Raw genomic sequence first — 21,403 nt, forward strand, 5'->3', positions numbered from 1 at the left:
CTCGGCCGGGCGGGTTCGTCGCGAGTTATCCGAAGGGGCCCGATGTGGGCGCGACGATCTCCGCGGGCGTGGGCACCTTGTTGCCCTCCGGCGTGGGCGCGTCCTTCTCTGCGGCGAGCAGTCCGGCGATGGTGGCGCCCAGGGCGACGGTGACCGCGGCCGCCGCGATGAGTTTGCGCCGGTCGACGGCGACCGGGACGAGGGTGGCTCCGGCGCGCAGCCGGGCCATCCGCACGTCGCCGCCCCTTCGTTCGGCGGCGAGCAGCACGGCGCCGCGCGCGGAGACGAACTCGGGCTCGGGGTCGTAGACGATCGGCAGGTCGATCAGTTCGGCCAGTTCGGCGCGAATGCTCGGGCTGCGCGTGCAGCCGCCGAGCAGCACCATGGCTTCCGGCCGCACACCGGTCTCGTCGATGATCTGCCGCACGAACGACACCGAGTGATGGATGCCCGCCGCGCACAGTTCGGCCAGGTCGCTGCGGGTGACGACGGCCCGGTCGCCGGTGCCGTCATCGATGGCGGTGACCACCCTGGCCTCGCTCAGTTCCTCGCGGTGGCGCCGGATGGTCGGCGTGTCGGTGAGCACGCCGTCGCGGGCCAGCCGCCAGCGCAGCAGCGCGTCGTAACCGTCGCCACCGAGCACCGTGCTGCGCTTGCTGGACAGGATCGCGTCGGTGCGGCAATCGACATGCGTGATGGTCAGCCCCGAACTGCCCAGGTCGTAGAGGATCACCGAGCCGCTGTCCGGCAGTTGCCCGGTGAAGCGCAGATAGCGCAGCTGGGCGAGGGGTTCGTCGACGATGGTCACGCCGCCACCGCGCACGCCCGCGCGGATGGCGTCGGCGTGCAGCGGACAGCGGCACGTCACCGCCGTGCCCGAGATCAGCTCGTCACGCCGGTCGGCGGCGCCGTTCATCCGGCGGATCGCCTCGAAAACCGATTCCTCGACACCGCCGCCCGCCCGGCGCGGCACTTCGCAGCGATCGATCGGGGGTAGGTGTGGCTGATCGGAGTGTGTCAGCATCGCATGGGCGCCGCCAGCGCCCGCCGATACCCCCAAGACCAGCACCATGATTTACATGGTGGACCTTTTCGCTTCCGCTGCCAAGACGGCATGCCCGGCAATTCGCCGGTTGGATGCCGATCGTCACCCGACGGTCGGTCGCCTCAGGTATGCGACCGACCGGTACGTCGAATCAGTCTGTGGCCGTGGCCGACCAGCGCGCCGTTCCCTCTGCGGTGTCGAAGTCGCCCGCGGCGTGTCGGAATTCGGCGAGCAGTTGCAGCAGAGTGTGCAGTCGTTCCGGGGGGAGTCCGGGGAGCGCGAAAACCTTCGCGTTGAGTTCCTCGGTCGCCTTCGCCACCAATTCCCGTCCCGCGTCGGTGATTTCGATCAGGGTAGCGCGCCGGTCGCTGGGATGCGGTACGCGCTCGACGAGCTTCGCCGCCTCCAGCCGGTCCACGGTGTTGGTGACGCTGGTGGGGTGCACCTGCAAGCGCGCGCTGGCCTTCGCCATCGGCAGCGCACCGGTTTTGCTGAAATTGAGCAGCATGAGCAGTTCGTAGCGGGAGAAGGTCAAGCCGGTGGGTTTGAGCGCCTCGTCCACCCGCGCCATGACGATTTGCTGAGCCCGCACCAGTGACGTCACCGCGGCCATGCCGTCGGCGACATCCCCCCAGCCGTGGCCGACCCACTGGCGGTGGGCCTCCTCGATCGGGTCGTTCGGAAGCGGGCGTGGCCGAGACATGTTCCGATCATTCCATGCCGCCAGGGGCGGACGGGGACATCCGACCAGGCTTCGGATCACCGTGAGCGCAATGGTAGGCCGGGCCTACCCGCGGGGGCACTATCTAAGGCGAGGCGGGCGTGGCTGAGTGGTTTAGGCAACGGTCTGCAAAGCCGTTAACGCGGGTTCGATTCCCGCCGCTCGCTCAATGGTCAGGGCTATTTTTTGGAGGTCGGAGCCAGATTTTGCGTCATGCGGTCCGCAATTCGTCCGCAGCAGCTCTGGCACCGGCCTCCATCCCTGCCGCGACGACGTCCAGGTCGTCAGGGAACAGGTGACCGTACAAATCGAGCGTCAGCATCGCGGTCTTGTGTCCGAGCATCCGCTGGACGACCTTGATGTTGGCCCCGGCACTGATCGCCAGCGACGCCGCCGTATGACGCAATCCGTGCGGTACCAGACCACGAAGCCCGACCGAGTTCGCAGCCTCGTTGAACACCCGGCGAAACTCGTGGTATTCCAGGAGCCCGCCGTCCTTCTCGCTCGGGAACAGCTGCGCAGTCAATTCGCGGCCCTCCATGAGGGTTTCGAGATCCTTAGCCAGGGTCTCCGGGATCGGTACCGCCCGTGAATTGTGGTTCTTCGTGTCCGTGACCACGGTCCCTTTTCCGGCGACCGGAGTTGCTGAACGAGTTATACGAAGCCGTCGATTGACCAGGTCCACATCCATCACCCGCAGAGCCGATGCCTCACCGATACGGATACCGGTGTAGGCGAGGGTGAACACCAACGGACGCAACCGACCGGCCGCCAGACCCAGCCGCATGACCTCCAGGTGCGTGAGGTATCGCCGCTCACCCGCCAGCATCGACGGAAGCTCGATGTCGACGGCAGGATTACTCGCCAGCCGCTTGGACTTCACAGCGAACCGCAGCACTTGGCCGAGCACCTGATACGCCTGGATCACCCGCGACGCCGACAGACCCTGACCCTTGAACCGGGCACTACCTGACTCCGACAGGTTCACCACCCAGTCCTGTATGTCCTCGAAGTCGATATCCCGCAGCGGCACCGACCCCCATTGCGGCAGAACGAGCGTATCCAGCAGAGACCGGTAACCCGCGACAGTCTTGGGTTTGCGGAACTTCTTCGTCGCGAACCACTTCTCCGCGACCACCGAGAACAGGACGCCGCTACGGTCCGGGTCGACCCAGGTCCCGGTCACGACCTTGGTTGTCACGTCGCTGTCGAGCCAGCGCTGAGCCTCGGCCTTGGTGTCGAACGATTGCGAGCGTTCCACGCCGTTCGGGTCGACATAGCGAGCCCGCCACCGCTTGCCCTTGCCGAACCGCTCGGCTGACTTCTCCTTCTTCTTTGACTTCGCGCCGGTCACCGGGTCAGTCACAACCACAGTCGGATACCAGCGATCCTCGATACCCGAGCGCGGGTTACGCCGAGTCGCCATCAGGCAGCCTCACCCGTGCCGGTCAGCCGTTCCTGTTCCGCGATCCAGGCCAGCACGACGGACTTGCGCCACACCCGCCGCCGGGGCCCCAGCTTGAAGCTCTCCGGGCCGCGACCGACGTGCGCCCACCACCGCCAGGTCGCTTCCGGGATACCGGTCAGTTCCTCGCACTGCTTCGCGCGGAGAAAGGTGTCGTTCTCGTTCATGGTCAGTTCCTCCCTATGCCGCCACTTGGCTGCTGAACGAATCCTGCTGTGCTGCAACTGCTGTGCCCGAAGCGATGCCGTCGCCTGGTGGCCCTCCGGTCGTTGCGAGGCGAGCCATCGTGTATTGCGCGCGCTGACTGATCCGCGCCGAAACCAGCGCCATGACCAGATGCGAGCGCGGAGGCGCGTCCTGGTCGCCCGGACGGACCGGGGTGATGCGCAGGTGCGAGGTGTCGGGCGGGATGATGCCGATCGCGGCGAGTTCGTTGCGGACGAACTCCAGGCGTTCGGCCTTGTGGTCGGGGATGGTCTTGCCGCTCCACTTGGTGGAGGTCACGCAGCGCTTGCCGGGGACGCCGAGCAGGTCACGGCGATGGTTGCGGCCCCGGCAGTGGCCGGGCTGGGTCTTCTCGCTGGCGCCCTTGGGGACGATGCCGTAGCGCAGCCACACCGCACACGTCGGTGAGCACGGGGTGCGCTGCAACTCGGCGTGCAACCGGTCGTAGTGACGGTTCACGCGGGGGCTGTCGGACTCCAGCACTTCGGCGACGGACTTGGTGAGGTACTTCGTGAGGTAGCCGACCTTGCGATCCATTTCCGGTGTGCCCGCGAGGATCTGAATCGGCTTGGACTGGCCCCCGAACCGCAGCGTGTGCGCGGGTTCGATGTCGTCGACGGAATCGATGATGGCGAGGGCGTCATCCCAGTAGGTCAGCGCCCGCCCGGTCTTCGGGTCGGTGAAAGTGCCGGCCGCGTGATCCCACACCGGCATGTTGTCGCCGGTGTAGACCTCGCGGTCGAAGTGCGGCCACCAGATGTTGACGTAGGTCGCCGCGGTCACCTGATACAGCAGCTTGGTCGGGATCGAACCCCGGATCGCCAGATGGATGTGCGGGGCCCCGCGCTTCTGCGGTTCGACCGACCCCCAGTACTGCACGTTCCAGCCCACCGCCCGACGCAGGTTCTGCACCCACCGGTCGAACAGCGCTTTCACGTGCATGATGTCGCGGGCCGCACGCGCGTAGTCGTAGGACTCCGGATCACGCGGGGAACCGTCCGACACCATTTCCCCGGTTTCCTCATCCCGGACACGGTTGATCCCGCCGTAGGAATCCACCGTCAACGTGTGGAACGTCGAGGGCCGATACTTGCCGCCCGCGTAGGCGGTGCCGACCGTGGTGCGCGCGACCTTCTTGCGAGGCAGGTCCGGCAGATCGTCACGGCGACGAGTCGACTTGGCCTTACGACGCGGCTTGGCATCCAACGGCGGAAGACGATCACGCACACCGAGTTCACGAAGCTCGGCATCGAGGTCGGCCACCAAATCCTTGATCGCGTCGGCCAGTTCGTCATCACCGTCGCGGCGGGCATCGTGATACCGGCTGAACTGATCGGCACGCGTGGCCAGCACTTCGGCTTGTGCTTCGGTGACCACCGGTTCCGGTTGCACCGGTTCGTGTTCGGCGCACCAGCCCTCCCGCAGCTGGGTCACCCGCACATACTTGTTCGCCTTCGCGCACGCCGGGCAGGTCGATTCCACGGTGGCCTTGCACGGCGCACCGACGTAGGAAACATGGCCGGTGTTGGTGTCGAACGCACGCATCGGCACCACCCGAGCGCACACGCCGTGCTGTTCGGCGACAGCTTCGGCGATATCCCGAAGGTCCGGCATCGCCCGGCGCTCAGCGGCAGTCTGACGATTCGGCGCGACAGCACCGACCGGAGCCGTGCCTATGGGCTGGGTTGTGGTCACAGGGCCACCGCCTCACCCGTTCCCGCGTCGAGGGCAGCGACTGGCGTGACACGCTTGGAGGCCACAGGCGGATGCGTGTACTCGTAGTAGGTGCGGTCGTTGTAGTTCGACCAATGCCCCTGCTCGGTCACAACCTCGCCCTTGCCGGTGACACCCAGCACCCGATGCACCGCCGGAGCGACGTGGACCAGGCCGAACGCGCACGTGCAGCCCTGCGGCCCGGAGAACGCCAACCCGGTGCCGTCGCAGTGACGGCAAACCGCCCACTCCGAAACCTCATGCAGCGCCACGCAATCCGGGTGCTGGCAATCCAGCTCGCCGCACCAGATGCAGCGACGGGCGAACGTCAACCGAGGCGGACGCAACGGCTCAGCCGACCGGCCACGCAGCGCGATCACGTTCCCGCGCGTCTGCTCACCCATCACGCCACCATCCCGAGCTCCACGACGTTGTCCAGGTCAACCGGCGGCAGGTTGCTCGTGTCGGTGGTCATCAGCACCCACTCCACCGGGTCCAGGCCCAACAGCAGCTCCGCCAAGTCGGTGGCCTGCCACAGCGTCGCGTCGTGCTCCTCGCTGTAGGCCAGAGTCAGCAGCTCGCACTCCCGCCACCGCGCAACCATCTCCCGGAACGCCCGCGAACCCAGCGGCCCCAGGCCCGCCGTCTCCTCGAACGCGATCGACATCCGGTTTGGCCGCGACAACAGCCAACCCAGCAACCAGCGCTCCTGCACCGGCAACGCCTCCACACCCAACAGCAGCAGCCGCGCGAACTCCTCGCTCATCACGCCACCGCCTCAGCAGGAGCAACCTCGCACACGCCACCGATGCAGAAGCACCGCTCGGTCGCCGTATCCGGGTCGATGTGCCCGCGCACCCACTCCGTGCCCCCGCAATCCGGGCACACCTGCCAGACCAACCGAGCGTGCTTCGCGATGCACCGCGGCCGGTCACAACCCCGCTCCAGGCAGTACACGCAGAAACCCGCGAAGTTCAAACGCGGCGGACGAAGCTCCTGGTCGACAGAACGACGGAGTACCATGGTCATGGCTTCGGACCTCTCTCTGAAGTCTGGAAATCAGCTGAAGCGGTTGCAGCCGCTTTGGTCTTCACTCCCCGGTGGTTGCAGCCGCCGGGGAGTTTTTTGTCCTTCGGTATGTCTTAACGTCTTCATTAAGACTGTTCCAGTACGGCATCCGGCCCGATGGAGGTCAAGTCTTCTTTAAGACTAGAATCCGGAACCACGGATACCGCACAGACAGGAACTCACGTGGACAGCAGCACCAGCGCGTTTGCTCCGAAGTACCGGCGCATCGCAGAGTCGATTCGTCACGACATCGAAGCCGGAGCGCTGAGCCCAGGGCAACGGCTACCGACCGAGTCGGAGCTTGCGGAGCGGTTCCATGTCAGCCTGCCGACAGTCCGACAGGCGTTAGGTGTTCTTCGTTCCGAAGGGCTGATCGTGTCGCGACACGGCATCGGCTCCTTTGTCAAGGAGACTGACCGGCTACAGCGTCCAGGCTGGAGGCACTACGGCCGAGCGCGTGCGGATCAGAAGTTGCTTACTCCGCATCTACGTCACGAGATCGTATTCGCTGGTGTCGAGCCCGTCCCGTCACACGTCGCGGACCTCTTCCCCGAAGGCACCACGCATGTCGTGACTCGCCGTAGGCACCTGTACGACAAGGAGACCGGTCGGCCCGAGGAGATTGGTGCTAGCTACATCCCGATGGACTTCGCAGCCGGGACCTACTTAGAGACTCCTACCGTCGTGCCGAAAGCTCTATTCCTCTGCATCGAGGACTTGTCAGGCAAACGCTACGCAAAGGCTCAGGATCGGCTAATCGCCCGACTCGCTACTGCCGATGAACTTGAGGTTCTCGACCTCGCCGCCGGTTCGCCGGTGGTCCACGTCGTACACTGCGCGAAGTCCGAAGATGAGACCGTTCTCGAAGTGGCCGAGTCGATCTGGCCCGCTGAACGCACTGTCATCGTGAATGAGTACCCGATCACGACGGACGCCTGAATCCTGCGTTGTGCGAGTTGTTGCTGAATTTGGCTATATAGGATCAAGAGCGCCCCGGCGGCGCTTCGCGCCGCCGCCGCGCCAGGCCGCACCGCGGCGTCCTCGTCGCAGGCTCCTCGGCCACCGGAGCGGCGGGCGCGTCGGCGACACTCGGCCGCCGGGGCGCAGTGAGCCTCTCTGGCCACTTTTCGAGCATCCTCGCAGTGCTGGGCACGACGAGAGCCGTACCCGACTTACCTCCCGCAGCCCTCAACGAATCGGCCGGCACTCTGCCCGGTCCACCGGCTGTGGTCCCGTGGAGCTCCGGACACGTTCACGAGCAGGTCACCGCAGTCAGCCGAGCGGGGCCCCGCCGGTCACCAGTTCCTCACCGGCCGTGGCGGTCTGACTGATCCGAGGGCTATCACGACACCGGCGGTCATCAAGAGCGCCTACGGCGTCACTACGTGATCGGCATTCGCCAGTCCGGCACCGACGAGTTGCTGAAAGGATCCGGCAGTACGCAGTCAATCCGGCGTCTCGACTCCTCCCTCAACGGAGCCTCCGAGGTCTCTAATGACAGCGCTCAAGCTATCGGCGGTCACATTCACGTCATCAACCAGCGATGGAAATGCTTCAGATGTTACAACCTTGATGGCCAACGGAGCTGTACTGGGGCCTACAACTCGGTGCTTGAAAATAACGGTGCCCTGGTCGATCGGCGTCAGACGCACGTCTCTATCGCTGTTCAGATCACACCGAAAAAGCGGAGCATCAACTAGCAGCACCGGCACCACCACGGCGTATGACGGCGCGAAGAAGTTCCCTGTTTCCTGATCATGCTCATGCTCTGCGTGAACACTTCTCGCAGCCTTGGCTACCGACATCATCGCACTGAACGCGACATCCTCATTTCCCCCAGCAAACGCTCGTACCAACGTGTATCCGCACGACCTATCCATGTCGAGCAGAGGCGTCGGAAGATTGCCGTCTGCAACCTGCTCTATGCCTGACAACCAGCTCGTTTGCGGCGCACGGAGGCGATACCACGGTGAGGATGCCCAGCGTAGCCCGTCGGAGTTAGGGGCAACCAAGACCCACGGCTTGTCCCGCGCCGACTTGCATTCGATTGCAAGACTGATTGCAACGCAGTCATCCGACGTAGCCCAACGGGTGGCCAGAGCTAGTACATCGCTCTCCCTTTCCTGACCAGAGTCAGGGTCGGTGTAGTACCAGCCAATTGTCGCTGAGATCTTCTTCGATTCCAGTTCCCTAGCGGTACGCAACTCCAATGGGTAGCCCTGCTGTCGCACCCACTTTGCAACTTTGTCTAACAGCTCGGCGCTGTCCCCCAAGGTTCCACTCCTCGTCTCACCATCACATGTACTAGGGTCAACAGTCGACAGTATCGGCCGTCACCGACCGGAGCATCTACTTTCTGACAGTTGCTTTCGCCTGCGGAGATGTCTTGCCACTGCTGAACGAATCTGACTGCGGACATCCGTGGGTGGAGACTGGCTGGTTGCGAAACCCCTGCCTCCTCATGGCCGAATTATCTGACTTCAGTCCGGGCGAGTAAAGGGCGCTGCGCGTCGCTGCGCGATGCCTTCGGCACCCTTGACTAGCCCTCCTTCAGCTCAGAGCGGCCAGTATGAGGAAGCAGGGGAAGGGAAGTCGCCCGGGCACGCGAAGGCGACGGGGGAACAACGTCCACCGCCGATATCGTCGTCCGCATTCAGTCCGCAGTTCGCCCAACCTCAGCCAACCGCGCCAACGCTCCAAACCGCTGTTTCCCCAGGTCGTCTCACAGTGCCAACCTCAGCCAACGATGCCGTGACCTGCAACGATGCCGACCATCGAACTGCAAAGCCGTTAACGCGGGTTCGATTCCCGCCGCTCGCTCCAAGTGTCCTCGGCGCTCGGCTCGGTGCACGTCATCGCCGAGCCGAGCATTTCGAGGCACGCCTCTACCCGGTATGCCCGGGTTCCCGCGCAGCGTGCCGCGTCAGACGGCGTCGTTCGGTTCGGTGTACGCCACGGCCGTGCCGACCACGTCGAGGCGCACCCGCTGCCCGGTGACCGGGGCGGCGACGCTGGCGCGGCGTACCCGGATGGGAGTGCTCGCGCCGTCCAGGTCGATGGTCAGGATGACGTCGGCGCCGCGGAAGTCGACGGCGCTGATCCGGCCGCTGTCCGCCTCGTTCTCCGAAGCGATATCGGCCACGAGCTGTTCCGGTCGCAGCATGACGGTGGCCGGTCCGCTCGTGGCGTTGCGCTGCACCGGAATCCGGCCCAGTGCGCACTTGGCCGCATCGCCCTCGACCACCGCCTCCAGCAGCACGCAATCGCCGAGGAACCGGGCGGTGAACAGGTCCTTCGGCGTGGCGTAGACCTCCTCCGGTGTCCCGACCTGGGTGAAGCGCCCCTCCCGCATCACCGCGACCTGTTCGGCGAAACTCAGTGCCTCCTCCTGGTCGTGGGTCACCAGGATGCTGGTCATGCCCGCCTCGCGCAGCGTGTCGGCCACGGCCTGCCTGGTCGTGGCGCGCAAACCCGCGTCCAGGGCGCTGAACGGCTCGTCCAGCAGCATCACCGACGGCTTGCGCGCCAGTGCGCGGGCCAGGGCCACGCGCTGCTGCTGGCCGCCGGAGAGCTGATGCGGCCGCCGGTCGGCGTAGGACGCGTGCAGCGACACCATCTCCAGCAGTTCGCACACCCGCCGGTGGTTGCGGCGGGCCGAGCCGGGCAGGCCGTAGGCGATGTTCTGGCCGACGGTCAGATGCGGGAACAGCGCCCCGTCCTGGGCGACGTAACCGATGTTGCGACGCTGTGGCGGCACCGAGACGCGTTCGCCGACAACGGTTTCCGTGCCGATCGACACCGAACCGGCGTCCGGCGACTCGAATCCGGCGATGACGCGCAGCAGCGTGGTCTTGCCGCATCCGGACGACCCGACCACGGCGGTGGCGGTGCGGTTCGGCACGTCCAGGGTGATGCCACCGAGAACCCGGGTGTGACCGAAGGTCTTCGACACATCGGTGACGACAACGCGACTCATATCCCGGCCGCCTTCTGCGAGTTGGTGAACAGCAAGTACGTCACGGGCACGGCGGCGGCGATCATGATCAGGGCGTACGGAGCGGCGGCGGCGTAATCCAATTCGCCGGACAGGCCCCAGAACCGCATCGCCAGCGTGCGAGTTCCGTTGGGCGCCAGCAAGAGGGTCGCGGTCAGCTCGGTCGCCACCGCGACGAACACCAGTGCGGCGGCGGCGGCCGCGGCCGGCGCCGCCAGACGCAGCGTGACCAGGAAGAACGTCGCCGGCGCCGATTTACCCAGCGAACGGGACGCCTCCTCCAAGCCGACCGGCACCTGGGCGAGCCCGGCCCGCACGCTGACCAGGGCACGAGGCAGGAACAGCAGGAGATAGGCGGCGATCACCATGCCCGCCGTCTGGTAGAGCGCGGGCGCCCACCGGATCGTCACGGTCACCATGGCCAGCGCGATCACGATGCCGGGCAACGAGCTGGTGACGTAGTTGGCGCCCTCGACCAGCCGCGCGAACGCCGAGGTGGAACGCACCGCGATCCACGCCACCGGGAACGCGCACAGGGTGGTGAGCAGCGCGGCGACGGCCGCGAGGCCGACCGTCTGCCCGAGCGCGTTGCCGATGTCGGTGACATCCCATACCGCCGCTCCGCCGATGCGCAGCCAGCGCCCGATGGTCCACAGCGGCACGCCCAGCGCGGCCGCCGTCACCGCGACGAGCGCGGCCAGAACCGGTAACGTGCCCGCGCCCAACCGGATCCGGGTCGCGGCGCGCGGAGCCCCGCTGCCGATCCGCGCGTAGCGCGCCCGGCCGCGCAGTCCCGCCTCGGCCCCGAGCAGCGCCAGACAGCACAGCACGAGCACACCGGCCAGCATGCTGCCCGCCGGACCGGCGAAGCTGGACTGGTACTGCTCGAAGATGGCCGTGGTGAACGTGTCGAACCGGACCATCACGAAGGCGCCGTACTCGGCGAGCAGATGCAGCCCGATGAGCAGCCCGCCGCCGAGGACGGCCAAGCGCAACTGCGGTAGCACGATCCGCGCGAACACCGCGACCGGTCCCGAGCCCAGCGCCCGCGCCGACTCCTCCACCGCCGGATCCAGGCGGCGCAGCGTGGCGGCGGCGGGCAGATAGACCAGCGGGAAATAGGACATCGTGGAGATCACCACGCCTGCCCGAAGACCGTGCATGGTCGGGAAGGCGCTGACCCAGGCGTAGCTGTTGACGAAGGCGGGCACCGCCAGCGGAGCCGCGAAAACCGGCCCCCACCACGACCTCCCCGGCACGTCGGTGCGTTCCACCACCCAGGCAAGCCCGACGCCGAGCGCCACGCAGATCGGCACGGTGCACGCCACCAGCGCGGCCGTATTGCCCAGCAGTTCACCGACTCTGGGCCGGAACACCAGTTCCGCCGCCTGATCGACACCGGTGGAGAAAACGGTCGAAACGATGTACCCGAGCGGCACGAACGTCGCCGCCACCAGCAGCAGCGCGACGCCCGTGACCACCGGCCCCGGTCTGCCCACCCGGGGCGCGGCGACGACGTTCCGGAGTGCCACGGCTACAGCAGACCGGCTTCGGTCATCAGCTGCGTGACCTTCTTCGAATCGAGCTTCGACGGGTCGATCGCCGGAGCCTGCAAGTCTTCCAGCGGCGGCAGCGCCGGGTTCGCGGCCACGCCACTGGCGACCGGGTATTCCAGCGATGTGCCGTCACGCAACACTTCTTGCCCCGCCTTGCCGACGATGAACGCCAGGAACTTCTGCGCCGCCTCCTGCTTCTTGCTCGCCTTCAGCACGCCGCCGCCGGAGACGCTGACGAAGGCGCCCGGGTCCTGGTTCTTGAAGTAGTGCAGGGCGGTGTCGGCGCTGCTCTCCTTCGTATTCGCCTGGTCGCGGTACCAGTAGTAGTGGTAGATGACGCCGCCGTCCGGGCTGCCGGAGTTGACCGCCTTCATGGTGGCGACGTTGTTCGGGAACGGCGTCGCGTTCTCCTTCATGCCCTTCAGCCAGGCGCGGGTGGCGTCCTCGCCCTTCAGCGCGAGCAGGGCGGCGACGATGGCCTGGAAGTCGGCGCCGGATACGCCCGCGCCCCAGCGCCCCTTCCACTGCGGTTGCGCCAGGTCGAGCAGCGAGGCAGGCAATTGGCCTGACTGGACCTTGTTCTTGTCGTAGACGAAAACCGTCGAGCGCGCGGCAACGCCGGTCCACTTGCCGGTGGACGGCCGGAACTGCGCGGGCACCTGCGCCAGCGTCTCGGCGTTCACGTCGGCGAACAGGCCCGCGTTCTCCACCAGCGCCATGGCGGGGGAGTTCTCGGTGAGGAAGACGTCGGCGGGCGAGGCCGCGCCCTCGGCGACCAGTTGGTTGCCCAGCGCCGTGTCACCGCCCTGGCGCAACGTCACCTTGATGCCGGTCTGCTTGGTGAACGCGTCGGCCCATTCTTTGGTGAGCGACTCGTGCTGCGCGTTGTAGACGGTGATCTCGTTCGCGTCGTCGGAGGAATTCGAGCAAGCCGTGCTGCCGAGCGCCGTCATCGCGAGGACCAATCCAGCGGCAATCGTCTTCCATCTGACCGGCTTCATCCTCGTCCTTCCGACCACGTTCCCCGTTGCATATGTTGAGCCTTACCTAAGGAAGATACAGCGTCCGACGTGCGCAAACGTTTCCCGGATGTGGCGAACCCGCGCGCCAGCTACCGCAGCCCCGAGAAATCGCGCGGCACAACGTGATTGCGATCGGCGCAGGTGCCGAGCGTGTAATCCGGAAGCAGTCCGAAGTACTCGCCGCGGGTGAGCGCGCTCCAGCGCCGCGCGTCCTCGGTGCGGGTCTTGTAGAAGTTGACCATGTAGCCGCCCTCGTAGAGGCGTAGCAGGCTGTAGCCGCCCGGGTACTCCTTGACCGCGGCGACCTCGAGGAACTCCACCGCGCACGGCGCGTCCGGCCTGGTGCGGCGGTTGCGGTGGGTGTGGCCGCTGTGTTGTAGGAAGACGCCGGGGGAGCGGGTGTAGAGCGCTTGCAGTTCGCCGCTGTCGCGTCCGTCGAGCACGAAACCCGGTCCGGCGAGGTTGGTCAGTCCGGACTCGGTCGTGACCGGGTGGTGGCCGAACAGCAGGGTCGGCCGGTCCGGATCGGCGCGCAGACGTGCGGCGAGGTGATCGAATTGCGTGCGCTCGATGGACCCGCCCGCGCCGTCCAGGCTGCTGGTATCCAAGCCGAGCACGCGCAGCCCGCCCACCTCGTGCTCGACGAGTTGCTGGCGCGCGGAGAAGGCATCGGCCCAGCAGTCACGGTGATCAGCGGGCGCGGGGGCGCAACCGGTGTACTCGCCGCCCGTGTGCGGCCGGTCGTGATTGCCGCGCACGGCGAGGTAGTCGCGGCCGAGCGCACCCCACCCGTCGAGACGGGCCCGCACCGTGCGGGTGTCGAACTCGGAGGCTTCGGCGGTCAGGTCGCCCGCGAGCAGCAGCAGTTCGGCTCCCCGGTCGGGACGGCGCAGGTCGTCCAGCACCGCGGCCAGCATCACCTCTGGGTAGGGCGCGAGGCCAGGGCCCTGCCGGAAGCCCGGCGGCAGGTCACCGGCGATCAGCCCGCTGACCTGCTCGCCGAAGTGCACGTCGTTGGCCAGCGCCAGGGTGCGCAGCCTGCGGCCGGGCGGCGGAACCAGGGTGGTGAACTCGCCGCGTGCTTCCGGCGCGGCGGGATCGGACGTGGTGAGCGATAGGGCGGGCGTGGCCCGCAGGCCCGCGGACCAGGCTTCGAAGCGGTAGGCGCGGCCCGGTTCGAGGCCGCCGATCTCGGCATAGTGGAACGGCGTCGGGTGGTCGTCGGCGAAAACCGGCACCGGCGCTCGCGCCGAGTCGGCGGGACCGATCCGTACGTGGGTGTCGGCGTCGACGGGGATCAGCCGGCCGGCCGGGTCGGGGGCGAGCGTGGTCCAGGTGACGATCACCGAGGTGTCGGTGATCGTCACGACTTCCAGATCGGTGGCGACGGCCGCGTCCGGCAGTGCCCGAGCTTTCGTTCGACCGGCGAAGGGGAGGAGTGCGGCGAGGCCGAGTGCCCCGAGAACGGTTCTGCGGTTCGGTCCGCAACAACTCATGCGTGGGTGCATGCGATCAGCGCGTGCCCTCCGCGGAGCAGACCTTCCACTTGCCGTCTTCTTTCGTCAGATGCTCGGTCGTGCTGGATTCGGTATCGGGCTGCTCGCCGGGCACCGCGACGGTGAGCTTGCCGGTGACCTTCGCGGTCGCGGTGTCTCCGGTGACGACGATGTCCTCGATCCTATCGATGGTGACCGAAATCGAGGTGCTGTCGAATTCGCTCTTCTCGCTCTCGGTCATCGCCTCGAACGCGGCGCGTTCGTGCGCACACGCCTGCTCGGCCGCCGCGCGGAAGCCGCGGGTGTCGAGGGTCTCGTAGAAGTCGCGAATCGCGAGTTCGATCCGCTTCTCGTCCGAGGCGAGCGGACCTCTGCCCTGCGAGGTCAGGAACACCCCCGCGATCACCGCGCCCGCGATCACCAGAGCGACTATCGCCACCAAGCCGACGATCAAGCCGGTGTGGCTCTTCTTGGGCGGCGGCGGATATCCCCAGGGCGGGTAGCCGGGTGGCGGATAACCAGGGGACGAGGGTGGCTGCCCGGGGGCGGGTGGCGGATAGTCCGGGCCGGAGGTCGACTGCCCCGCGGGCGGATAGCCCGGGCCCGGAGGTGGCTGCCCGGACTCGGGCCGTGGATGGCCCTGGCCCGGTGGTACCTGGCCGGGCTCTGAGGGTGGGTGGCCAGGCGAGGGCTGTTGCGGGTGGGGCGGTCGATCATCCGGCGGTTGCCCGCCCGGTGGATAAGCCATCTCGTCCTCCGGTCTACCCCCGGTGGCTGGATCTTTACGCCAAGGCGTGCCCGGGGTAGCGGAAACCAAACGGGTCGGATCGTTCGGGCGGGCGACGGGCAACGGTCGGCTTCGGTACCGAGGGGTATCGAGGACGGGAACGGTGGATACCGGGTGGCCGCGACACGAGGCCATGCGTTGCGGTGCGGTGCGGTGGTCAGGACTCGCGGCGAACGGTTTCGCTGCGTCAGGCGGCCAATGCGGCGTGCCAGCGCGCGGTGTCGGTGTACTGGTGCAGTCGTGTGATGCGGCCTTCGTCGTCGACCTGCCACAGGTGCACGAACTCGGCCTCGTACGCGCGGCCGGTCGCGCGGGCCGCGCCGCGATAGTGACCTGTCACGACGACGGTGCCGTCCGTGGTTTCCTGCCAGGTCTCGTCGAACGGTGCGGTGTCGAAGTCCCTGGCAACCGCGCCCCAGATCCGCGCCATGGCCGCCAGCGGGCCGTGGAAGGCGCCGCCCGCGCCGCACGGCATGCCCGGGGCGGTGCGCACTTCGAACTCCGGATGCAGCAGGGCCAGGATCGCCGGTCCGTCACCCGTCTGCGTAGCGGTGTAGAAACCCTTGACGACCTCGCTCTTCACGGACATGTCCGACTCCTTCTAAAGTGATTGTTCTAGAACGATCATATTAGAACGTCTCGGCCGTGTCGGCCATAGTCGTGTGGCCGGAGTCATGTCGTCCGATTCGAGACCGGGTTGCCTGGTGCTTGCCGCATATGTCCGGCTAACATTCGAACATGGGTTCGATAAGCGATGAAACGCCGCGAACCGAAGGCACGGGACCGGAGCTGGTATACCCGAACAGGACCGGTCACTACTACCGGACACTGACCTACCCGCCGCGCCCGGTGTGGGTGCGGCTGGACGCGATCCTGGTCCGCGACCCCGGCACCCCGCGGCACGTGAACGGCGCGGGAGTCGTCATGCGCGGCGAGCGCCCCGGCACCTTGACGCACTGGTTCCCCACCGTCGACGGGGACTGGATGGGGCGGGTGACCTACAGCATCCAGTTCGCCGATGGCCGCCCGGACCTGCACGTGCGCGACCAACTGGTCCCGGCCTACGCGCTGCGCCCCCGGCGCACCGAGCGTTCCGAACCGGAGTCCGCCTGATCGGCGACCCCGTCACGGGCGTGTTCTCGAACCTGGTGTTATTCGTGCGCTGCGTTCCGGACGCGCCGAGCGATCGGAGTTCACGTCGGCGGAACTCGCGGTGCGGAATGCTGCACCAGCCCCCGTCGTAGCTACAAATTTGCCCCTTCTTTTCGAGCCTGAGGGGACCCTGTGAGCGCCCCGTTCGCCCCTGTTTGCCAGGGTGGGCACGCGCGGCCGAGCGGGTTGTCCGGCCGGTTGCCGATCGGTTGTCGCCGTAAGGGGCCGGTGATACGTTGCCCGGCATGGGATTTCAGTTGCCGCATCCCGAGGTGCTGTGGGCGCGCGTGACCGTCTTGGACGTGATCACCGCCGCCACTCGCACGGATCGGGTCGCGAGCGGACAGGAGATCGGGCAGACGGCCGGAGTGGAAGGTGGCCGGCTGATCAGCGACGACGGCGAGGGCAACTGGTACTCGCTGGTCAGATATCCCGGCGACCGCGCGCTGCTATTCGGGCGGGACGAGGACAACGAGGTCGCCGGGACCTCCTACGATCCGCTCGCCGCGGCGCCCGCCTGGGTGCGCTCGGTGGAGCCGACGGCAAAGCTGCCCGGCGGCGTCGACGGCCCGGTCAGCTTCGTGCGCTGGTGGGAGTTCGGCCGCTGGCAGCACACGCCGACCGACCTCGACGACGGTCTCGAGATGGGCCTGAGCGCCGCTTCCGACCGGGAGAGCTTCACCGGCAGCGTCATGAGCGCCGCCATCCACGCGAAGTGGGTGGAGATGGACTACGAGGCGGGCAAGCTCACCGCCCTCACCGTCGACCCCACCGCCCTGCACGCCCTCTGCGACGCCACCGAGAACGGCACCGTCACCAAGGCTCATTTCTACTTCCTCCAGCCCGATCTGACGGCCCCCGCCTTCACCTACCTCACCAACGCCGGCGTCCTCACGTCCGCCGCCAAGTCCACCGAACCTTTGTCGTGACCCTCTGATCGCAGGCGACACCCACCATTCGAGAAGGGCTCCGGCTTCCGGGGCCCTTCGCTCATCTCACGGTGGCATTCGAGAAACGCCTCGTCTACGTGTCCAACGCCGTCGGTCGATTGCGGATTCGACGTTCGCAAAGATAGCCGCGCCGCAACCTGTCGGCGTGTTGCGCGCGCTGGCTGGGCTTGGTGACCATGCGGCGCGAGCGGATGTCGCTCCGTTGGGCGAGTAGCCGAACATTGTCACCGAGTTGGTCGCGGCAACGGATTCAGATCGCATAGATGCCGATAACGGGCTTCTGCGACGGCTCGAGGGTGGCCAGCAGCGTACGCATGACGTCGTCACCGACCGCGACGCATCCTGCCGTCGGCCTGCCGACCTCCACATGGATGAAGAAAGCCGAGCCCCGCTTCGGCACGACCGGAAAACGGTTGTAGTCGATGACCAGCGCGTAGTTGTATTGCGGGTCGGTCCGGCCGAGATTCTCGCTGAGCGCGGTGTCGAACGGGCATTCGCCCTCGGCGCACCGATATTCCTGGTTGTACAGCGGGCTTTCCGTATCGGACACCCACCACATGGACTCATCCACTGCCAGATAGGGAAGCTTCGCGTCTGCGCCGGGCAATCGACCGAACCCTTCGGTCAACGTGAACGTGCCCTCCGGCGTGTACGCCGCCCCTTCTCTGGCCTCCCGTGAAATCCCCGCCGAGCCCACCCAGGCGGGTGCCGCCAACGTGCGCTCCCACCGTCGAAACCGGTTCCGCTGCCACAATTCCAACGTCCCTCGATCGGCGCCTGCCGGGGCTGTCACCCAAACGACTTGCGTCCCCGCGACCGCGTCCGGATCGAAAGGCGGCCGACTTCCGGTGGTCTCGGCCAGCAGTACGATCCCGAGCCCCGCGACCGTCGCCAAGATCCCCGCCATGGTCCAGCGCAGTACCGCTCCGCGCCGAATCCCACCGTCAGCCAATACCGTTCACCCTCCTGCGAGTAGACACACCCCGCCGCACCACATCGCGCAGCCTCCGATGACCAGCGCCAACAACTTCACGCGGTGCCATAGTAGGCGCCCCGGCAACGCAAACTGTCCCCCCCAACCGGCGCATCGCCTCCCGGCGGCCGAATCGACGAGTGGCACCTGGCTGAGGCAAACGTCGAGTAGACCTCTCGGTGGTGTGCCACTCGCGCTATCGACGGGGCGCTACGGCGTTCCAGTAGTCGGATTTCACCGCATTCCAGAGCTGGAAGTGTCTGGGGAACCACTCGCGGACTTGGGCGAGGTCGGGGCGGTGGTCGCCCTCGCCGAAAAGGACCACGCCGGGGTCGCCGTTCGGGATATCGACAATGGAGCCGTCCATTCTCATCCGGTAGGCCGGGGTCGTCGCGGCATGGTCGATCAATGATTCGATCGCGATCCGTGACCTTCGGATGATCCGCCAGAGGACGGTGTGATCACCATATGTCGTGCGGCGCAACATCTGGCCTCCCTCGCGTGGTGTCGATCCCGCCGTAGGTGGCGAGCGCCCGCCTGCCGAGGGCGGTGATCTGGTATCCGCGACGGCTGATCAGCCCGGCATGCATGATCAGCCCCGCCGACTGGAGATGGGGCAACATGCGGCGGACCTGCCATCCGGCCAGGTTCACCGTCTTCATCAGCGCGTCGACGGACAAGATTCCGCCCGGCTCGAGCGCTGCCAGCACATCGGCCTGAGTTCTGCTGAGTCGGATGTCCGGTGGCATGCGGCAAAGGATGTGCTGGGCGCTGATCTCGGCGCGGGGCAACACATTACGTGGGCAAACTCGCGCAAATCACCAGCTCGGGTTGTGCAACGCCGCCTACGATCGGCGCGGACCGCAACAAACAGAGATCTCGGAATGCAACGGCAGGGGAGACGTGCATGGCAGACGACCGCGCGGAGGAAACGGGCAGCACACTGCCGCGACGACAGCTCGGCAGGTATCTGAAAGAGGCTCGGGAGGGGGCGGGTTTCACCCTGGAACGGGCCGCGTCCCTCATGGAGTGGAACAAATCGACCCTCAGCCGCCTGGAGCGCGGAGTGACCGAAAAGGTCAGAGTCCGTGACGTTTCAGGACTCTGCGAGATCTATGGATTGAGTGGGGAGAACACGGCTGTCGCCAGGGTGCTCGCTGAGCAGACACCGGCGAAGTCGTGGTGGCATACCTACGGAGATTTGATCCCGGCGTGGTTCAACCTGTACGTCGGGTTGGAAGCCAGTGCGACAGAATTGGCGAGTTATCAGCCATTGCTCATACCGGGACTGCTACAGACACCGGACTACACGCGGGCTATCGATCGGCATTACTTCACAAAGGATACCGAGGAGGAGTTGGAACGCCGTATTCAGGTTCGTGCTCAGCGGCAACACATTCTCACCCGATCGCGTAACCCGACAAGAGCGTCGTTCGTGCTCCACGAGTCCGTGCTGCGAACTGTGGTCGGCAACCGCCGTGTCATGACTGCCCAGTCGAGGCACCTCGCAGACATGAGCACTCTGGCCAACGTAGATATCCGGATACTGCCGTTCCACGCCGGAATTCCGCTCGGGGCAGCCCTACCGCCGTTCACCATCTTGGACTTCGCCCGCGACGGGCGTGGCAAGCTGGCGGAGCCCCCGGTCATCTATTGCGAGAACTACACCGGCGCCGCGTACCTTGAAGGGCCAGCGGATGTGCTCAGATTCCGTGAGGCATTCGCGATGCTTCAGCAGGCGGGACCGGACGTCCGCCCGAGCCGTGACCTGTTGCGAGAGATAGCGAGGGAGTTCGACCGTGAACGCTGACTTGTCCGGAGCGTGCTGGTTCAAATCGAGCCATAGCCAAGGGGGAGCCGATTGTGTCGAGGTCGCCCACCTGGCCGGAGGCACGGTCGGCGTCCGTGACTCGAAGAACCCGACCGGCCCGGCGCTGATCTTCACGCCCGGCGAATGGGACACCTTCACCGCCGGTGTGGTCCGTGGCGGGTTCGACCGGGCATGAAGCTACTGCAACCTTGCTCGAGGGGTACCTCGGCCAGCGGCAGCTCCCGCAGCGTGGCGACGTCGGCGAGCAGTGCGGCGGTATCCCGCGGCCGGTGGAGTTAACCGAATTCTCAGCGGCCGGTCCGGGCACTCCAGCCGGAAAGGCAGCACCGAAGCCGCGGCGGGTCGACGTCCGTGCTTACCACTCGTTAAGGATTCCTTCAGGCCGATCGGTGAGGGTCGCGCGATAGTCATTTCGTTCTCGTGTAGGAGCCTTGATGATCGCAACCCGTCCGACCCTCCTAGGGCTTCCCCTGCTCGTGCTGGCCGCTACCGCTGGTCTGGCAACAGCTCCCGCCGCCGTGGCGCAGCCCCCGCTGCCGACCTATACCTGCAAGTACACGCCCATCACCAGCTACTTAGTGGTTTTCAGTTCGATGCAAGCGCGCAAGTGCGCAGCGTCACCGGGCGCTCCGCTGGACGGTAACTATTTCTATCCGGTCAGGATGGAGAACAGCGTCACCGGTGAGAAATGGGAGTGCGGTGGCGCATTCCCGCACCTCGGCAAGCCGATCCATCCGGGAATGGGATCTTACGAGGCGGAGGCGGTGCTCAACGCCGGTGTGGACGCGAGCAACTGCCGCCCGATATGACCGCGATGCGCGCGCGACAGCTGCTTATGAGTGCCGAGAAGTACTGATTTCTCTTTCGAACAGGAACCCGTGATGAAAACGACCCGCACGGCCCGACTCGGGCTGCCGATATTCCTGCTGGCCGCCACCGCCGGTCTGGTGACCGCCCCCGCCGCGGAGGCCCAAACTCTGCCGACCTACACCTGCGGCTACACGATCGACCTACCCCAGTCCGGCTCCGTCAAAGGTCGCGAATGCACGGCCTCGGCGGGCGCTCCTCTCGCCGGCCACCACTGGATCACCTTCCAGCTGCGAAACAGCGGATCGGGTGAGGCGTGGGTGTGCAACAGCGTCGAGGCGGCTCTCGTCCCGTACTACTTGGACAACAAAATAGATCCGGACTATGCGGACTTCGAACGGGCATACGGCCGTGGCGCCGATGCGAGCGTCTGCCACCGCCTACTGGACTGACGCGGCGCCGACGGCATAGCCGGGGAGTGGGCGTTTCGCTCCGTGCGGTTCCCCTGTAACAAGATCGGGGTACGGTCGACCGGGCCGGTGGCTCGACACCCGTACCTGGGCGCTGTCGATCTCCGGCCTGCTCCTGTCGCCTCGAT

General features: G+C 66.5%; 24 protein-coding genes and 1 tRNA gene. 8 read left to right on the plus strand and 17 right to left on the minus strand.

Annotated features, from left to right (window positions below; all coding sequences use genetic code 11):
- Window positions 1–25 precede the first annotated feature (25 nt).
- Together ACZ6DL_RS32030 and ACZ6DL_RS32035 are read right to left on the minus strand one after the other, a co-directional pair.
- A complete protein-coding gene (locus ACZ6DL_RS32030; protein ID WP_466056712.1) occupies window positions 26–1,072 on the minus strand; it encodes an Hsp70 family protein in 1,047 nt (348 codons plus the stop codon).
- Window positions 1,073–1,196: 124 nt separating this feature from the next.
- On the minus strand, window positions 1,197–1,748 hold the full coding sequence (locus ACZ6DL_RS32035) for a MarR family winged helix-turn-helix transcriptional regulator (protein ID WP_040865121.1): 552 nt from the start codon (window positions 1,746–1,748) through the stop codon (window positions 1,197–1,199).
- Window positions 1,749–1,861: 113 nt separating this feature from the next.
- Here ACZ6DL_RS32035 and ACZ6DL_RS32040 point away from each other — a divergent pair.
- Window positions 1,862–1,933: transfer RNA gene (locus ACZ6DL_RS32040), tRNA-Cys, on the plus strand.
- Window positions 1,934–1,977: 44 nt separating this feature from the next.
- Here the strand turns inward: ACZ6DL_RS32040 and ACZ6DL_RS32045 are convergent.
- From ACZ6DL_RS32045 to ACZ6DL_RS32065, 5 genes are all read right to left on the minus strand, one after another.
- A complete protein-coding gene (locus ACZ6DL_RS32045) occupies window positions 1,978–3,132 on the minus strand; it encodes a tyrosine-type recombinase/integrase (RefSeq protein ID WP_466056715.1) in 1,155 nt (384 codons plus the stop codon).
- Window positions 3,133–3,191: 59 nt separating this feature from the next.
- Entirely contained in the window at window positions 3,192–3,398 is a 207-nt protein-coding gene (locus ACZ6DL_RS32050; protein WP_357046185.1) for a helix-turn-helix transcriptional regulator, read from the minus strand.
- Window positions 3,399–3,411: 13 nt separating this feature from the next.
- Window positions 3,412–5,070: a replication initiator gene (locus tag ACZ6DL_RS32055; RefSeq protein WP_466056717.1), complete on the minus strand. Its 1,659-nt coding sequence runs from the start codon at window positions 5,068–5,070 to the stop codon at window positions 3,412–3,414.
- A 77-nt stretch (window positions 5,071–5,147) separates the two neighbouring features.
- Window positions 5,148–5,573: a hypothetical protein gene (locus tag ACZ6DL_RS32060; RefSeq protein WP_466056719.1), complete on the minus strand. Its 426-nt coding sequence runs from the start codon at window positions 5,571–5,573 to the stop codon at window positions 5,148–5,150.
- The gene (locus ACZ6DL_RS32065) at window positions 5,573–5,935 is read right to left on the minus strand and encodes a hypothetical protein (protein ID WP_466056721.1); all 363 of its coding nucleotides are present in this window, start codon (window positions 5,933–5,935) and stop codon (window positions 5,573–5,575) included. The genes ACZ6DL_RS32060 and ACZ6DL_RS32065 overlap by 1 nt, the downstream gene beginning before the upstream one ends.
- 485 nt (window positions 5,936–6,420) lie before the next feature.
- On the opposite strand from ACZ6DL_RS32065, the gene ACZ6DL_RS32070 reads away from it, so the two are divergent.
- Window positions 6,421–7,176, plus strand: coding sequence for a GntR family transcriptional regulator (locus ACZ6DL_RS32070; protein ID WP_466056723.1), 756 nt, complete (start codon window positions 6,421–6,423; stop codon window positions 7,174–7,176).
- A gap of 506 nt (window positions 7,177–7,682) precedes the next feature.
- On the opposite strand, the gene ACZ6DL_RS32075 is transcribed toward ACZ6DL_RS32070, so the two are convergent.
- The 7 genes from ACZ6DL_RS32075 to ACZ6DL_RS32105 form a co-directional block, all read right to left on the minus strand.
- Window positions 7,683–8,510, minus strand: coding sequence for a hypothetical protein (locus tag ACZ6DL_RS32075; RefSeq protein ID WP_466056725.1), 828 nt, complete (start codon window positions 8,508–8,510; stop codon window positions 7,683–7,685).
- Window positions 8,511–9,160: 650 nt separating this feature from the next.
- Window positions 9,161–10,213, minus strand: a complete 1,053-nt coding sequence (locus ACZ6DL_RS32080; RefSeq protein ID WP_466056726.1) for an ABC transporter ATP-binding protein — start codon at window positions 10,211–10,213, stop codon at window positions 9,161–9,163.
- A complete protein-coding gene (locus ACZ6DL_RS32085; protein ID WP_466056728.1) occupies window positions 10,210–11,763 on the minus strand; it encodes an ABC transporter permease in 1,554 nt (517 codons plus the stop codon). The genes ACZ6DL_RS32080 and ACZ6DL_RS32085 overlap by 4 nt, the downstream gene beginning before the upstream one ends.
- A 2-nt stretch (window positions 11,764–11,765) precedes the next feature.
- Window positions 11,766–12,788: an iron ABC transporter substrate-binding protein gene (locus tag ACZ6DL_RS32090; protein ID WP_466056729.1), complete on the minus strand. Its 1,023-nt coding sequence runs from the start codon at window positions 12,786–12,788 to the stop codon at window positions 11,766–11,768.
- Window positions 12,789–12,898: 110 nt separating this feature from the next.
- Window positions 12,899–14,305 carry a metallophosphoesterase gene (locus tag ACZ6DL_RS32095; protein WP_466056731.1) on the minus strand — a complete coding sequence of 469 codons (1,407 nt, stop codon included), beginning with the start codon at window positions 14,303–14,305 and terminating at the stop codon, window positions 12,899–12,901.
- Window positions 14,306–14,321: 16 nt separating this feature from the next.
- A complete protein-coding gene (locus ACZ6DL_RS32100; RefSeq protein WP_466056732.1) occupies window positions 14,322–15,227 on the minus strand; it encodes an Rv0361 family membrane protein in 906 nt (301 codons plus the stop codon).
- A gap of 52 nt (window positions 15,228–15,279) precedes the next feature.
- On the minus strand, window positions 15,280–15,681 hold the full coding sequence (locus ACZ6DL_RS32105; RefSeq protein ID WP_357125900.1) for a nuclear transport factor 2 family protein: 402 nt from the start codon (window positions 15,679–15,681) through the stop codon (window positions 15,280–15,282).
- A gap of 149 nt (window positions 15,682–15,830) precedes the next feature.
- Here ACZ6DL_RS32105 and ACZ6DL_RS32110 point away from each other — a divergent pair, with 149 nt between their 5' ends.
- Window positions 15,831–16,205: a hypothetical protein gene (locus ACZ6DL_RS32110; RefSeq protein ID WP_040865145.1), complete on the plus strand. Its 375-nt coding sequence runs from the start codon at window positions 15,831–15,833 to the stop codon at window positions 16,203–16,205.
- A 284-nt stretch (window positions 16,206–16,489) separates the two neighbouring features.
- A complete protein-coding gene (locus ACZ6DL_RS32115; RefSeq protein ID WP_466056734.1) occupies window positions 16,490–17,173 on the plus strand; it encodes a hypothetical protein in 684 nt (227 codons plus the stop codon).
- Window positions 17,174–17,444: 271 nt separating this feature from the next.
- Here the strand turns inward: ACZ6DL_RS32115 and ACZ6DL_RS32120 are convergent, their stop codons facing one another.
- From ACZ6DL_RS32120 to ACZ6DL_RS32130, 3 genes are all read right to left on the minus strand, one after another.
- Window positions 17,445–18,101, minus strand: a complete 657-nt coding sequence (locus ACZ6DL_RS32120; protein ID WP_466056776.1) for a L,D-transpeptidase family protein — start codon at window positions 18,099–18,101, stop codon at window positions 17,445–17,447.
- A gap of 262 nt (window positions 18,102–18,363) precedes the next feature.
- Window positions 18,364–18,654, minus strand: coding sequence for a hypothetical protein (locus tag ACZ6DL_RS32125; RefSeq protein ID WP_466056736.1), 291 nt, complete (start codon window positions 18,652–18,654; stop codon window positions 18,364–18,366).
- On the minus strand, window positions 18,629–18,916 hold the full coding sequence (locus tag ACZ6DL_RS32130; protein ID WP_466056737.1) for a hypothetical protein: 288 nt from the start codon (window positions 18,914–18,916) through the stop codon (window positions 18,629–18,631). The genes ACZ6DL_RS32125 and ACZ6DL_RS32130 overlap by 26 nt, the downstream gene beginning before the upstream one ends.
- 158 nt (window positions 18,917–19,074) lie before the next feature.
- On the opposite strand from ACZ6DL_RS32130, the gene ACZ6DL_RS32135 reads away from it, so the two are divergent.
- The 4 genes from ACZ6DL_RS32135 to ACZ6DL_RS32150 all read left to right on the plus strand — a co-directional run bounded on the left by ACZ6DL_RS32135 (window position 19,075) and on the right by ACZ6DL_RS32150 (window position 21,257).
- Window positions 19,075–19,977: a helix-turn-helix domain-containing protein gene (locus tag ACZ6DL_RS32135; RefSeq protein ID WP_466056739.1), complete on the plus strand. Its 903-nt coding sequence runs from the start codon at window positions 19,075–19,077 to the stop codon at window positions 19,975–19,977.
- Window positions 19,967–20,173 (plus strand): DUF397 domain-containing protein, encoded by a 207-nt coding sequence (locus ACZ6DL_RS32140; RefSeq protein WP_466056741.1) that lies wholly within the window; start codon window positions 19,967–19,969, stop codon window positions 20,171–20,173. Before ACZ6DL_RS32135 ends, ACZ6DL_RS32140 begins: the two co-directional genes overlap by 11 nt.
- A gap of 259 nt (window positions 20,174–20,432) precedes the next feature.
- The gene (locus ACZ6DL_RS32145) at window positions 20,433–20,807 is read left to right on the plus strand and encodes a hypothetical protein (RefSeq protein WP_466056742.1); all 375 of its coding nucleotides are present in this window, start codon (window positions 20,433–20,435) and stop codon (window positions 20,805–20,807) included.
- 72 nt (window positions 20,808–20,879) lie between these two features.
- The gene (locus ACZ6DL_RS32150; protein ID WP_466056744.1) at window positions 20,880–21,257 is read left to right on the plus strand and encodes a hypothetical protein; all 378 of its coding nucleotides are present in this window, start codon (window positions 20,880–20,882) and stop codon (window positions 21,255–21,257) included.
- The last annotated feature ends 146 nt before the right edge of the window (window positions 21,258–21,403 follow it).

Source organism: Nocardia sp. NPDC041819, assembly GCF_055590505.1.